Origin of the sequence: Mesorhizobium escarrei (genome assembly GCF_935825525.1) — a bacterium.
Lineage (GTDB): Bacteria > Pseudomonadota > Alphaproteobacteria > Rhizobiales > Rhizobiaceae > Mesorhizobium > Mesorhizobium escarrei.
Window position 1 is genome coordinate 19,892 of the sequence record NZ_CAKXZT010000101.1, and the last position, 14,474, is coordinate 34,365.

Genomic DNA, 14,474 nt, shown 5'->3' on the forward strand with positions numbered 1-14,474 from the left:
GAACGCCCAGAACGGAACATTCCTCTCAGAACCTGGATATACGCGACGAGGGCGACGGTGCCACGGCGTTTTGCCTGAACAGCCAAGTTTGACGTGCTGGGGTCGCCTAAAGCACCGGCATCCGTTGTTTGGAGCTGTCCTGACCATGGCCGTCGGGCTTGCGTGGTCCGTCGAAGCGGGGCGCGGGGGAGGGCATCACCGTCAGCGCAGCATTCGACCTCCGCCTTTACTGCCGATGAAATCCAGAACGAAGAGAGTAGAGGAGAGTACTTTCCAACCGAGAACCGACATTCCAGATGGCATCTGGTGAGGGACGCGATCACGCCGCCAGTGTCAGGGCGGGACCAAGCGCCGGCTATGCGCGCATTGCAAAGCTGCCGATCGAGGTGGAGGCTTGCCGCGCCAGATGGTGCCTCATCGACAGAGGGGATGTCGAGGGCTGGGTTTCCGCGAAGCTCATCGGCCGCTACCGGCCAGTACAGGACACCACAGTGATCGTGGAGATCGTGCCGCGTATGCCCCGCTGGCGCGGTCCCGGGCAGGTCATGGGCCCCGGCCCAGTGCGCTCGCCCAATTTCAATCCGCCCAACTTGCCGGACGGGTTGGCCCGCCCGCCAATCCTGGGGCCCGGTCCCGTACGGCCGCTATGGTCCCATTCGGGGACTGACGCCGCCGACACGCAGCGTGGCCGCCAGCATGGCGATGGCGATCTATGGCGCCATCCGGCCGTGGGCGACTTCGGAACTCCGGCCGTCACCGGCCCGGCTTCAGGCGCCGATGCCGGTCTCTTTGTCTGGCGAAATTTGGAGGCGTAGAGCGTTCGAACGGCATTGGGAAGGCGAGGCCACCCGCGCCGGGCGCGCCGCCGGGCGCCGTGTGGCAGGCGGCGCAATCGGCCGCTTGGGCAAGATACCGGCCCGGCGGCGCCAATCTTTGCATCTCCTCGACGGACAGCGGCTTGTCCACTACCGTTTGCCCATTACCGTACCGACGGCGCTCCTTTCGAACAGACCGAGGAACACCGCCAGCGTTGCGATCACGATCACCGCGAGAGCGAGAAGCAGAAACTGCCGCAGGCGAAATAGCCAGGCGCGCCTCATCGCCGGAACTCAGCCCGTACCAGTCCGGGCGTGCTCAGGATCACGTCACGAACCGCCTCATAATAACGGACATAACCGGTGCAACGACAAATGTGCGGCGCAAGCGCCTGCTCGATCATGCGTTCGACATCGGCCCTGCGGACCGGCTTCTCTTTGAGATGCTCAACCAGCACGGTTGCACCGGTGACAAAACCCGGCGTGCAATAGCCGCACTGGAACGAAAAATGTTCGACGAAGGCCTGCTGAATCGCGGAGAGCCGGACGACATCGCCATTCGCGTCGCGTTCGGCATGCGCTTCGATGGTGCGGACGGACTTGCCCTCGAAGAAATGCGCTCCGGCGATGCAGCTCCGGATCTCCCGGGAACTTCCGTCCGGCCCATCGAAAATGATTGCGCAGGCGTGGCAGATGCCTTGACCGCAGCCAAGCCGCGAGCCTGTAAGGCCCAGATATTCGTGCAGGAAGTCGATCATCATCAGATCGTCGGGTACGTCGACCGGACCGACCTTGCGATTGTTGACGGTCATCGAAAGTGGTCGCGTGGCAACGGTCACGGCAGGGCCTGCAAAATCTTCTCTGGCGTGATCGGCGTCTGATAAAAACGCTTGCCGATGGCATGGTTGACGGCATTGACGATCGCCGGAACGATCGCGATCATCACGACCTCGGCCATTCCCTTTGGTGGGTCGATTTTGGAAAGCGGAGCCAACACTTCCGATGTCTGCGTCCAGACCGCGACATCCGTTGCATGCGGCAGGCGACAACGGTTCCAGTTCCACGTCCCGTCGCCGGGACCGTCCTCATAGAGCGGCAATTCCTCGAGCAAAGCGTGGCCGACGCCCATCGCCAGGCCGCCCTGGAGCTGACCCGAGACGAGTTCCGGCACTATTTGAGTGCCGCATTCGAGGATGGAATGATGCGAAAGGAGCTTCACGTCGCCTGAGGCGGTGTCCACGGCGACTTCGGCGATCGTCGCCATGCCAGTATAACAGGTGCCGGCAGCGTTCTGGCGCTGTACCGGCGGATAGAAGACCTGGCGCCGGTCGAGAAAATGGAAGCCGCCCGAGGTCATCAGTCCCTTCAACTCAGCTGGCGCGCTTTGGCCATAGCAGACCGAAAGCGCGTCGACCGGCAAACGGACGGCGCCGACGTTCGGCACGTCGAACACCGCCTCGGCCCATTGCCAGCGGTTGAAGACATGGACGCTGACCCCCGTGACCAGACCGAGCCTGTGCGCCGCCGCCGCGAGTTGTACCAGTGCGAGCGGCTCCATCCCTCCAGCCGTCAATTTGCCGTCGACGATCCGCAGGTCCGCCATGTCGCTAGCGAGCGTCCCCGCCTGCCTGCGGCCCGGTCCACTCGACCAGAGCGCGAGCGCAGCCGGCCAGAGCGACAGGCGCAGCAGCGCGAGCGCCGCAGTCCGCGTGGCGTGGCCGACGAAATAGGCGCTGTTTGAGGCGCTCATCGGTGAAATAAACGAGGGCGTCCAGCGCGGATTGCGTGCCAGCGCCTCCTCCCTGTCCTGGGGCGTCGTATAGGGCTCCTCGGTGGAGACGAGAGGCATCTCGGGCCAGTCGACGATCCCGAAGGCGCAGTCGTGCGGCACCCGGCCGATGATGTCGGCGACCATCACCGCCTGCGAGGTGGTTAGGCCCGTGCCGATATCATTGCCGTTCTGGCGCATGGTGAGCCGGCCGGATGAATCGAATGACAGCGTGGTCACCGCTGCCTCGGCTCCGGTGCCGTAGTCCTTCTGCACCTGCGCGAAACCGATGCCATAGCGCTTACCCGGATTGGCGGTATCGAACGCCGCTTTGTTTGCAGCGCGATCCCTCCACAACGGATGGGCACGGGCCCGCTTCAAGACCTCCTCGGTCCTTAGCGCCTCGCCGGCAATGGCGCCCTGCGAGTTCTTCATGCCGGTCTTCAACGCGTTCTTGAGGCGAAGCTCGATCGGATCGATGCCGAGCAGTTCGGCCGCCTCATCGACCATCATCTCGGTCGCGGCCATGGTCTGCAGCGTTCCGTACCCGCGCGTCGAGCCAGCATCGACAGCGCGCGAAGCGCGGACCTCGACCAAGAAATCGCTCTTCTGCAGATAATAAATGCTCTGCGCCGCGCCGGCCCCGACCTTGCCAACGTCTGGCGAGAAATTGCGCCGCCCGCCGGCATCCGTGCGATAGCTGCCTTTCATGATGCGGAAAGCGTGCGTGGAGCGATCCACGACAAGCGTGTTCTCCATCCAGAAGGCATGACGCTTCAACCCCATCTGGAACTGCTCGAACCGATCGTTGGCAAGACGCACCGGCCGCCCGTCGCCATAGAGGCCTGCCAGGATGGCGTAGTAGGGAAAGATCGAATGATCCTTGGTACCGTATCCGACCGTGTAACCGATCGAAAGGTCGAGCGCCTTCACTGCGAACCGCGATTTCGACAGCATTTCCAGCGTCGAGGTCGCCACCTCATAAGGCGATTGGGTCGCAAGGATTGCGTGCAGCGTCGAACTGCCCGGCTCAAACCAGGCATTGCCATTGTCGGCTTCCATCGCGGAGGCGTCGGTCGACTGCGAGAAATAGCTTCGCTTCAGGACCAACGCGTCGCAGCCGGTAGCCGTGATCTCATGCTCGATCTCGCCCGCCGCCCACATGGCGCGGGCCGCCGCATCGCCGCTCTGATCCGGCTTCGGCCAGACGACCCGATCGCCGTCGAAACTGCCGTAGATCGTGGTGCCTTCGAGCGGAGCATAAATGTCGGGTTTATCCGATGCCGCGCCGCCGATACGCACGAAACGGCCGGCGCCGTAATGAGGTGGCGTGTCGTAGCCGTCGGCCGCCCCCCAGCGCACGACGCCCTCGGCGAAACGGACCAGCCGCTTGGCCGCGTCGAACCGCGCGAAATCCTTGTAGATCAAGAGCGCGACCGGCTGACCGAGCAGGCGCGGAGTGCGTCCCTTCGGCACCAGGAACATGTCGCCATAGAAGCCGGGAGCCGTCGTTTCCGGCGGCGCAAGACCATCGCGGACAAGGTCTTCGCCGGCTATCAGTCGGTCGGGCTTGAGATCTTCGCCCAGCAGTGAGAGGTCCAGGCCGTGGAACGGGGCGTCGGCCCGTGTGCCGCGGATCAGGAAGGCATGGCTCTGTTCCTGCGGCCAGCCCGCTATGTCACGGGCACGAAAATCGCGGGTAAATGTCTTATCCCCGGTGACCGTGGCCACGGCGTCCATCCGAAAACGCGGCCGACCGTCCGGTCCGATCCAGTTTGGCGAAGGGCCCGGCGAATTGGCAATGGGCGCCGCCGATGCGGGCCGGCCCAGAAAACCGATCTTGACTGCGATCCCCGCGCCAGCCGCCGCTGCGATGAACTGGCGCCGCGAAACCCTGCTGCTCATGCCGTCTCCCCGAACGGCCCAGAGCCCGACCCCACACTCGGCCGGCTCGCCTCAACTGTATATTCCCGACTCGGAGCCGTTCCGCAATTCCGGCGATGCTGAAAAACGGAACAGTCTTGCCAGATCATGAAAATCGCGGGAATTCGTTTGTATAAGTCCGCAAGATTGAGGCGCATAACTTCTGCTTCAGATCCGAACGTCCTGATAGACATTGTCCTCTGTTGTGAGTCCTTCCGGAGCACATGGTCGAGATCGATGCGGTCGAGCCACGCCGGCTGGCTCACAGTGGTGTGTCCCCCTTCACCCGCGGAATCGACATTGCGAGTTTTTCCCTTCCTGCATCCGACCACCGTGATCGGCCGGTCTTATTCTCACAGCCAAGACTTCGCCGCCGACCTGCATTAAACGTTGGACCGTATACAAGCCGGTGGCTCAGGCTTTCCCACGTGAAAACACGCTTACCCTCTATCTTGCTCTCCGCATTGGGGTAGCCGAGGACGTGAAATGCCGCTTTGTATGGTCGACCTCGTAACGATATTAGGCCTGCGTCCATCTGTTCCAACGTCTGGCAGCCAGACAAAATCGACAGCGCGTCCGACGCAATGATACCTGTCATTTTCATTCTTGGTATTCCCCTGTCGGTGTGCCGCGGTTCCGTGCAACTTTTGAGGATCATCTGTTGCACTAAGCGTGCCAAAGAAAAAAGCTTTCAATTACAACGTTGTGAGCCACCCCATGTCAGTCGGACCTCTGACTTTGTTGCAAAGCCGACACTGTCGTCCTGGCTGGCCATATGGCTTGGGATTCGATCGAGACCACGCAAGCCCAGAGCCATAATCTATGCCAGACTCGTCGCTCCCGCTCGGCGCGCGCACTCATCCGGCGGGGGCCCATTGCTCCATCGGAATTAGCAGTGAATTCGGCAACAAACCGGTCGAGAAGGGAGACGAGCAGGCTGGCGATGCGAGTAGACAGGCATGACCTTGCGCATTTCAGATGCGAGAAAGTCCGTGTCCATATTGCTGGTCGGAGAGACGATAGATAAGAGACGCGCGCGTGCATTAGCGGCGGCAGGGGAGCTCGTCCCGCTCGTCCGCGGAGTTTGTGCCCGGTCGGGCGAAGACATCGAGCAAGCCGTGCTGGACCATGCCGTGCGCATTGCACGCTATCTCTATCCTAGAGCCTATCTACCGTCCGCCACTGCCCAACTTCTCGCTCCAACACCTGATGGCCGCCTGTTCGTTAGCGGTCGGCGCAATCAACGAACTCGGTAACGGGCGCTCGAAATAATCCAGAACGAGGCGCCCCCCATCCTTCGACTGACGTCTGCGGTGGTAGGGGAAGATCTCGGCGAGTTGCGATTGACGTTTCCTCGCCGCGTCAACGCTTCCTGGAAGCGTTCCGCTTGCGCAGTGAGCATGCCAGCGCCGTCACTGAACCGATGCGCGCCGAGATGGCGGCAAGACTCATAGAGGAACACGGCTCGCCACATATGGCCTCTGACGCGGGCTGGGCGTTGGCTCGCGAGAACGGATGGTACCGCGAAGGGGAGGCCGCTGAGCGTTATCTGACTGCGCGCCCGTCGGCGGCCGAGCGCCCCGTTAACAAGGCGGCGCTGGATCTCCTTGTGGCATGGCATAGGAATTCCCTCGGTCGTCTCATCGACGATGGATCCGAGTGGCGCTGGAAGCTTGTGAGGCGCAGCGCCGCTCGTTCGACAGACTGCACCAGGCAAGCTGCCGGCCTTCATCGAGTCGCTCCTCCCAGAAGGATGGCTCGCGCAAGTGCTGCATCAGCAGGACGAACGCGAAGCGCTGCGACGTGGCAAACGCTACATGTCAAATATCGCGGTCGTCGAGCGCCAAGCTGAGCTCAATGCCCTGCCGCGGGACGAACTCGACACCGAGCCTGTCGCGTTCATCGACGATGGGCATTTCACTGGTCGATACCTCGGCCCGTTGCGAGGCGAGATCCAGGAAACGTTCGAGCACAACTTGGCTCAGCTGTTTGCGCGCGCGGAAACGCCCAGACTATCGGGTGTTCAGATCAAGGCGCCGATGAATTTAGGATCGGACGGCGAGCTGCTGCCCGCGATCGACCTGCCGTTTACTCACGTGCTTAAGCCGGCCGGAACCGCGGGCTTCGAAATGCTGCCAGTCGTCGAATGGCTCTGTCTTAACTTGGTCGCGCTGCGGGCTTCCAGGTTCCGGCCGCCGCGCTTGTCGACATGCCGGATGGGATGTCGCCTGCATTGGTCGTGGAACGGTTCGACGTGCGACGCGGGCCTACTGATCGACGCTACCTGGCGCTCGAGGATTTTTGTTCGGTTCTCGATCTGCCGGCCTCCGCCAAATACGACGGCACGATCGAGCGTATGGCGCGGGGTTTGCGGCCGCTTTCGACCGACCCTGCTGCCGACATCGAGACTTTGTTCCGCCGCGCGTTTTTCGCGTGGCTAATCGCCGACGGGGACATGCATCTCAAAAATCTGGCGCTCCTCAAGATTGCAGAGTCCGGCTCGAAGCGGTTCGACACCGTGCGGTTCGCGCCCCTCTACGACGCTGTTACGACCCGTGTCTTTCCGGGGCTTGGTGGAGATCGTATGGCCCTGAAGCTCAACGGTAAGGACGACCGGCTTACGCGGCAGGACTTCCTAACCCTGGCGCGCACGATCGAGCTGCCGGTCGCTCGTGCGGAAGAAGCGACAGTTCGATCGCCGCTGCCCTGCGCAAGGCAGTGCCTACGCTGGCTCTGCCGTCGTTTCTCGAACGGGCTGATGCTGCTCAAACAGCGGCGGAGCGAGTGAAGGCGATCGTGCGCGACCGCGCCGAGGCGTTTCCATGAGCACCAACGCGATCAGGATCTATGTCGGCGTCACCGATCTGAAATGGTCAATTTCTGCCCCGCTGCCAGGACATAGACGAAGTGAACTTCTGGCAGCCCGGGGTGCGGTCGTAGTTCCGCGCGGGTCAACCGGGCGAGCTCTTTCTCTTAAAGCCCATAGCCAACTTCACCGTCGGTGGTGGGCTGTTCGGACATGCGTCGATTGTACCGATCTCACTCGGGTGGGAGGCATTCGGCGCGATCAACGGCGCTGCGTCCTTGGAGGAGATGCGGCAGCGGGTTGCGCGATATCGGCGCGAGCCCGTCGAACATGGAACCGATTACTCCATCGGAGGCCGGATTCTGGAGCCGGCGTTCTTCTGGCCTCGGGCGCTGTGGATTCCGATTGCTGACGGCTGGGCTCTCAGCATCGTGGTAGGGAAGTCTTTTGACGCGGATATGTGGCGAATGGAAACGCATCAGATGGCACAATTGTACTTATGTGCACCTCATGGCGGCGGAGTCGTTCAGCTACTGTTGTAGAGCGCGAAATTATTCGGTGTCACGGGAACCAGCTAGCCGCGGGCCAACGCCCATAACGGCGGGCTCGGCCGAAAGCAGCTTCTTCGCCGCAGCCCTGACCTGGTCGAGCGTCACCTGCTCGATGAGGGCCGGGCGCCGGTGGATGTAGTCTATGCCGAGCTTGTCGAGCTGCATTCTGACAAGGGTGGCTGAAATCGCCCTGGAGGAACCCAGATTGCGGATAGCATAGGCCCCGATCAGATACTTCTTGCTCGCTTCGAGCTCGGCCGCTGTTGGCCCTGTGTCCACCAGCTCCTTGATTACTTGTCTTATCAGGTTGAGCGTCTCGGCCGCCCTGTCGGCGCGCGTCGACGTGGCCACGACAAGCATGTTGGAATGCTGGTAGCCTTCCAAGCTAGAAGACACACCGTAGGCAAGCCCGCGCTTTTCGCGCACTTCCTGGAAAAGACGTGAGGTAAATGGCGAGCCTCCGAGTATATCGTTTATCAGCTGCGCGGCATAGAATTCCGGGTCGCTGCGTCCGATACCGGGAAAAGCCAGCTGGAGCGAAGTCTGGGGCAGGGCGTATGCAACCAACGTCCACTGGCCGAGCTTAGGGGTGACATCAGGTACCGGGGCGAGCGCCTGCTTCTGAGGCAAATCGCCGAACAATTGGTCGAGCCTAGCACTCAGGGCTTTGGCATCTATGTCGCCGACGACCGCCACGTGCAGCCCGTCGCGGGCGAAAGCGGCCTTGTGGAAGGCGCTTAGATCGGCGGGCGTTATGCGGGTCAGGCTCTCCTTGGTGCCCTCGGGCGGCCTCGAATAAGGATGTGTGCCATAGAGTCTGCGCCGCCAGGCAAGCTCGGCGATCGCATGAGGTTCGCGCTCGTTGGCGATGATGCCGGAGAGAAGCTGGGCGCGAATGCGGCCGACCGGCCCCTGATCGAAGCGAGGCCTGTTCACCGCGAGCCCGACCAGATCGAACGCGGCTTCCTGGCGCTTGGAAAGCAGGCGTATCGAGCCATAGATGCCGTCATGCCACGCGTTGAAGCTCATTTCGGCGCCGGCCTCGTCAAGCTTCACCTGAAAAGTGTCGCTGTCGTAATCACCGGCGCCTTCGCTCAACAAGCCGGTCATCAAATTGGCAAGCCCCTCCTTACCGGCCGGGTCATGGCTGGTGCCGCCGTCGAAGACAAAGTGGAGTGTGACGATCGGCAGCGTGTGGTCTTCCACCAGCCAGGCGGTGATCCCCTTTTCAGATTTCACCTCCTGGATGTTCACCGCAGCACGGGCGGTGAGCGACGGCAGGATGAGGAAGAAAATAGCAAGGGGAAGGACGGCCAGCCAGGTGGCGAAACGTGCGGTCCTCCCTCCTCCAACATCAGAGGGCAACGCTTGTGCAATGTCGCTGCGGAGTGGGGTTGTCATCACATCAATTCTCCTTAGGCAAGAGATAGCCAGTCGTCGAATGGTCAGACACGAGGTAGCGGGCGGCAACGGCCTTCACCTGATCGGCGGTGACGTTGCGAATGCGGTCCGGCCATTCCTCGACGTCTTTCACATTGCCGCCGGTGGCAAGCGTGGAGCCATACATGTTAGCGACGGAGTTCTGCTCGTCGTGGGCGAAGATTACCGAGCGGATAAAGCGTTCTTTGGACTTCTCCAGCTCGTCGCTGGTGACGCCGTTCCTGGCGATGCGGGCGATCTCGGCGTCGACCGCAGCCTCGATGTCGGCAAGCTTGGCGTCGCCGCGCGGCGCCCCATAGACGGTGAAGTTGGTGGCATCGAGCATGTCGCCCTGGAAGAAGGCGCCGGCCTCGGCGGCAATGCCTTGTTTGACGACAAGCTGCTGGTAGAGCCGGCTGCGGCTACCGCCGCCGAGGATCTCCGCCAGCAGGTCCAGCGCTTCGGCTTCGCCCGGCTTCGCAGTGTGATAGGAGGGAACCACCCATCGCGTCGAAAAGCTTGGCACGCTGACACGCGCGTCAGCGAGCGTCACCGTGCGCCTGGTGTTCTGTTCGGGTTCGACCGGACGGATGCGCGGCGGCAGGTCTGGACCACGCGCGACCTTGCCGTAGGTCTTTTCGGCCAGCGCCTTGACCACCTGCGGCTCGACATCGCCGGCCACCACCAGCACGGCGTTGTTGGGCGTATAATATTTGTCATAGAAAGCCTTGGCGTCGGCGCGGTTCAGCTTCTTCATCTCCTGCATCCAGCCGATCACCGGAATGCGATAGGGCTGGTTCTGCCAGAGCGTGGCGTCGACCTCCTCGCCGAGCACTGCCTGCGGATTGCTGTCGATGCGCGAGCGGCGTTCCTCGAGGATCACATCCCGCTCGGTGTTGATGACATCATCCGTGAGGGTGAGATTGCGCATGCGGTCAGCCTCGAAGCTCATCATCTGCTCCAATGCCGGGGGCGCTACTCTTTCGTAGAAGGCGGTATAGTCGTAAAAGGTGAAGGCGTTGTGCGAGCCGCCGATCTCGGCCACCGCGCGGTTCAACTCGCCGGCGGCGTGATTGGCCGTGGCTTTGAACATCAGATGCTCGAAAAAATGCGCGATGCCGGATTTCCCCGGCGGCTCGTCGGCGCTGCCGATCTTGTACCACACCATATGGGTGACGATGGGCGCGCGGTGATCGGGTATGACGACCACCTCCATGCCGTTGTCGAGCAGGAAATTCGTTGCCTTGATGTCATCGGTAGCCGCCAGAACCGGAGCGGTGGTCACAATCGCCAGCGCGGTCGCAAAAAGTGTCCCGCCCAGCCAGCCAGACCAAAGATTTGTCGATGGCTTCGGTTGTGGTGATCGGGCGATGGGCAAGGTTCGAGCCGAAGTGAGTTGTCCCTCATTTTGAGCCTGCTGCGTCCTCGTCGCCCTCACTGGGAGAAAGTGGATCGGTGGGCAGCGCCGGGCCAGATGAGCCCTCAGCATGCTGCCAAGCCCGACTCGAGCGTTATCTCAGAGTGCGTCGGGGAAAGGTGGCGCGGCATTTTTTGGTGGGGGATCATAGGACGACTCTCCTGGCTTCACGACGCGTTTGCGATGACCGCGCACGAACGGTGCCAAATGAGAAAACCGTTTGGGCAATGTGATTGATCGGACCCTGCTGTGTTGCGTATCCGACATTGTCGGACATCTTACACCGCCGAAATGGGGAGCGCTTGCCGCTTAAAAAGGTGGCTAGGTAAACTACCCGAGCGACGAATATGGTGGCGTTAGCGCGCGCCCGTAGTTGCTGGGTCGTCAGCGTACCCTCGCTCACATCGGTAGATAACAGATCCCGTGGTAGGACTCCAACCAGCGATAGACGCGGATCTGCAACTTTCCGGAGCGTTGCAGGCATCGCTGTCTTTTGGGCCATTCCGAGCGCCAGCGCGGGACATACTTCCAGGCTGTCATGATAGCCTTGCGAGCCGCTTTTGCGATTGGCTTGGCTTTTGCAATTTTCGCTTTTGCTGCTTTTGAAATCTCGGATATGAATCGGACTGGCTTATGGCCTGCCCACATTGAAATGGATACAAAGGAATACGTCTATGGCGACCGGAACGGTAAAGTGGTTCAACAGCACCAAGGGATTTGGATTTATCCAGCCCGACAATGGCGGTCAGGATGTTTTCGTCCACATTTCCGCTGTCGAACGAGCGGGCCTTTCGACCCTTAATGAGGGTCAGAAGATCAACTACGAGATCGAACAGGACCGCCGTACTGGGAAGTCCTCCGCTGGCAGTCTCAGCAAAGCTGGCTGAACTTTTCTGCGTCTGCCCGGCAAGCCGGGCAGACGTGCCACTGACTCGCCCCACAAGAGCGGCCAAGAACACGGATCCCATCGCAGACCGGGGCAGGATTGTGGGAAGTTGCTAATTTCTACTGAAACAAGATGTTTGCGAGTGAAGAGGGGCGGGTACCCGGCTTCTTATGTTCTGCAGCAGATTCTTCGCGGCAGATACTGCCCGCAGCTGTACGCATCAGAACGAATGTGGATAGATGACATCAAGCTGCAACCTTCTTGTGGGTCCCGGTCCCTTCACACACCGCTCGATTGCTAGCTCGCGGCGCCTTTGCGTTCGGATCTGATGGACCTCGCCATCACTACGAGATAGCCGACCACCGCGACAGTAATGATACTTCCTCCGATGAGGTCTGAACGAGTCGGCATTTCACGGAATGCGAGCCAGGTCCACAATGGCGCGAGTGGCGCTTCCAGTGCCAGAATGAGAGAGACCTGGCACGCCGGAAGTCGGCGAGTGCCGGCCAGGAAGAAAACAGCAGGAAACGCGAGTTGCACGAAACCGAACAAAGCGAGAAGTCCCAGATCTCGGAGATTCGGAAAAAAAGGTTCGCAAAACCAAAAGCTGACCAGGGCAACAAAAGCATTGGCCAAACAGATGAAGGATAGAACCGACTCTTCTCGGTGGCGACGGATCAGCACGGTAGTGATCGACATCGTGACAGTCGTGACAATCGCAAAGACGTTGCCAAAAAGTCCAGATTTCGATCCTGCTCCAGAAACGAGCACATAAGTGCCTATGAGGATGGTTATCGCTGCTACAATGGTCGCTGGGCGAAGGTCCTCACTCAGCCATAACCACGCGAAGATGCCCGTCAAGACTGGTCCAGCAGAAAAGATGATGAATGCGTTGGCAGTTGAGGTAAACTGACACGCTGGGATGAATGCGAGCATGTTAACAGCGAGACAGATCGCGATGGCCATGCCCTGCATTGTCGGCCGAAAGCCGGCTCTATGACCAGTTACAAGTAGATAAACTGCAAGGAAAGCCGCCGCAAACACGCTGCGCCAAAACAAAATTGTCCAAGTAGAAATCGGCAGGGCCCTTACGAACATTCCTGCAGTGCTCGTAGCGACCGCAGAAACTATAAGAAAGAGAATCGCGCGTATATAATTGTCCCGAAGCAGTGCAGTCGACGCACTGCTCAACGCCTGCGGTGCTAGCCGCCTCCACCAGGCGGAACGTGCTGTGGCCGACCGCTCTCGATCTGGTGGCCTACCCATTGCTCGCGCCTTTACCGAGAAAGGAGACACCATTGAGCGATGGGTGCGGTTTCCTGAGAAGCCATTGGCTGAAGTTGGCGCAAGATGGATCAGGAACACTCACGTATTGTGTTGCGCAGCTCAAACTAAGCAGCGTCGTCACCTCACGAGGCTTCACTTCAGCAGCCGCTGCATACGACACCATTGCGCACACTCCCCTCCGCCGCAGCGATCTCCAGAATCCGAGCTTCTCAACGTTCGAGATAACCATTGGCCTGCAACGCCGAAATGGTTGGCGGCCGTTCGGTAATGAAGCCGTTATTGTTGCAAGGTTCTGAAGATCATCTAAGTTAATTTGGGCAAAAGTGGCGACGATTTGATGTCGATACTGTAAAATAATGCTTGCAGATGTGCATCTTATGTGAACGTGTAATATTAATTGTGAAAGTTGTGTTGTCTCCGCTTGACAGTTAGCTTGTGCATAGTGAATGACACAGCTAAATAGCAAAGCCGGAGCCGAAGCCGAAGTGGTCAAGGGCAATACCCATGCCTATCCCGCGGAGCTCGAAGGATTGGATCGATGAAGGTCGTATCGCTAATGAGGACCGATTCGGTGATCTTGAGTTCCAGCCGATGGGTAGACAGCCCGTCTTGGTCGGGATTCGTTTGAATGCACTCTGTATTCTGATGGCTAGCCAAGCCTAGCCTCGAGTTCAATCGATCGGAATATTTTCATGTCATGAACCTCTCTACATGTGAATCATGGAATGAGAGGTCTGACGCACTCTCGATCGAGTGTGGCCGGGGAAATGAACGAGCAGTTCAAGCAGCTTCCAGCGATTGACATCTCCGGGATCAAGAGGGCCGGGTACATTGGCCCCGAGGGGACCTGGACCCATCAAGCCACGCTGGACCTCTTTGGTGACCAAGTTGAACTCGTTCCATTCAGCGACGGATTGTTCGAAGCATATGAAAATGGCTTCGTCGACGTTGCTTGCGCCCCAGCTACGACCTCTCTGGTCGGAACCACTCCTTACCTCGATCAGATCCTGAGCTTGAGGTCTCCCAAGATTATCGCCGAGTATCCGAAGGTCCTGAGCTACAGCCTCATTGCGAGCAAGGATGCGAGTTTCTCGACGATCACCAAGGTAATGGGGCATCCCGTAGCCTTGCAGGAGGTGGCCGCGTGGCTTGACGAGAACATGCCGAACGTCGAGCGAGAGAGCCGCATGGGAACGACATCTTTCGTGGCTGAGCAAAAAGCTGCCTCGATAGCGGCATTTGGTCCTGCACTTGGAGCCAAGTTGTACAATCTGCAGATCTTGCGAACAGGAATCGAAGAAGGCCTACATAATGTAACCCGGTGGTGGGTGCTTGGGCGCAAGACCGCTGCGCCGACAGGATTCGACCGGACGACACTTCATCTCCGCGTTTCAGAGCAAAACCTCAGTTATGTACTGAACATGTTCTCGAAGGAAGATTTAGTCGTTCTCAATATCTATGAGCGTCCGACATGCGAGCGGCTGGACACCCATCAGTATGCAATCGATGTCGCTGGACACGTTTCGACGCACCCGGCGCTGGCTGCCCTGGCGACGATCGATGGCATTAGAATTCTGGGATCGTACCCACGTCTTTACTAGC

11 protein-coding genes are annotated in these 14,474 nt (G+C 60.0%); 4 read left to right on the forward strand and 7 right to left on the reverse strand.

Features of this window, described 5'->3' with window-relative positions; all coding sequences use genetic code 11:
* Nucleotides 1-296: 296 nt before the first annotated feature.
* Nucleotides 297-815 (forward strand): SH3 domain-containing protein, encoded by a 519-nt coding sequence (locus NMG80_RS06540; protein ID WP_254017385.1) that lies wholly within the window; start codon nt 297-299, stop codon nt 813-815.
* 150 nt (nt 816-965) lie between these two features.
* Here the strand turns inward: NMG80_RS06540 and NMG80_RS36985 are convergent, their stop codons facing one another.
* The 4 genes from NMG80_RS36985 to NMG80_RS37240 form a co-directional block, all read right to left on the reverse strand.
* Nucleotides 966-1,100 carry a hypothetical protein gene (locus tag NMG80_RS36985; RefSeq protein WP_301942873.1) on the reverse strand — a complete coding sequence of 45 codons (135 nt, stop codon included), beginning with the start codon at nt 1,098-1,100 and terminating at the stop codon, nt 966-968.
* Nucleotides 1,097-1,627, reverse strand: a complete 531-nt coding sequence (locus NMG80_RS06545; protein ID WP_254017386.1) for a (2Fe-2S)-binding protein — start codon at nt 1,625-1,627, stop codon at nt 1,097-1,099. The genes NMG80_RS36985 and NMG80_RS06545 overlap by 4 nt, the downstream gene beginning before the upstream one ends.
* A 23-nt stretch (nt 1,628-1,650) precedes the next feature.
* A complete protein-coding gene (locus NMG80_RS06550) occupies nt 1,651-4,488 on the reverse strand; it encodes a xanthine dehydrogenase family protein molybdopterin-binding subunit (protein WP_254017387.1) in 2,838 nt (945 codons plus the stop codon).
* A gap of 1,838 nt (nt 4,489-6,326) precedes the next feature.
* A complete protein-coding gene (locus NMG80_RS37240; protein ID WP_367185930.1) occupies nt 6,327-6,479 on the reverse strand; it encodes a hypothetical protein in 153 nt (50 codons plus the stop codon).
* Between the two features lie 248 nt (nt 6,480-6,727).
* Between NMG80_RS37240 and NMG80_RS37245 the strand changes: the two genes are divergently transcribed.
* Nucleotides 6,728-7,294 carry a HipA domain-containing protein gene (locus tag NMG80_RS37245; protein ID WP_367185931.1) on the forward strand — a complete coding sequence of 189 codons (567 nt, stop codon included), beginning with the start codon at nt 6,728-6,730 and terminating at the stop codon, nt 7,292-7,294.
* A gap of 569 nt (nt 7,295-7,863) precedes the next feature.
* Here the strand turns inward: NMG80_RS37245 and NMG80_RS06560 are convergent.
* Both NMG80_RS06560 and NMG80_RS06565 read right to left on the reverse strand, forming a co-directional pair.
* Nucleotides 7,864-9,264: a M16 family metallopeptidase gene (locus NMG80_RS06560; RefSeq protein WP_254017388.1), complete on the reverse strand. Its 1,401-nt coding sequence runs from the start codon at nt 9,262-9,264 to the stop codon at nt 7,864-7,866.
* 4 nt (nt 9,265-9,268) lie between these two features.
* Nucleotides 9,269-10,576, reverse strand: coding sequence for a M16 family metallopeptidase (locus NMG80_RS06565; protein WP_436798560.1), 1,308 nt, complete (start codon nt 10,574-10,576; stop codon nt 9,269-9,271).
* Nucleotides 10,577-11,373: 797 nt separating this feature from the next.
* Here NMG80_RS06565 and NMG80_RS06570 point away from each other — a divergent pair.
* Complete coding sequence (locus tag NMG80_RS06570) at nt 11,374-11,586, forward strand: cold-shock protein (RefSeq protein WP_095777381.1); 213 nt, start codon at nt 11,374-11,376, stop codon at nt 11,584-11,586.
* 296 nt (nt 11,587-11,882) lie between these two features.
* On the opposite strand, the gene NMG80_RS06575 is transcribed toward NMG80_RS06570, so the two are convergent.
* Nucleotides 11,883-12,884: a DMT family transporter gene (locus NMG80_RS06575; RefSeq protein WP_367185934.1), complete on the reverse strand. Its 1,002-nt coding sequence runs from the start codon at nt 12,882-12,884 to the stop codon at nt 11,883-11,885.
* A gap of 755 nt (nt 12,885-13,639) precedes the next feature.
* Here NMG80_RS06575 and NMG80_RS06580 point away from each other — a divergent pair.
* The gene (locus NMG80_RS06580) at nt 13,640-14,473 is read left to right on the forward strand and encodes a prephenate dehydratase (protein WP_254017391.1); all 834 of its coding nucleotides are present in this window, start codon (nt 13,640-13,642) and stop codon (nt 14,471-14,473) included.
* The last annotated feature ends 1 nt before the right edge of the window (nt 14,474 follow it).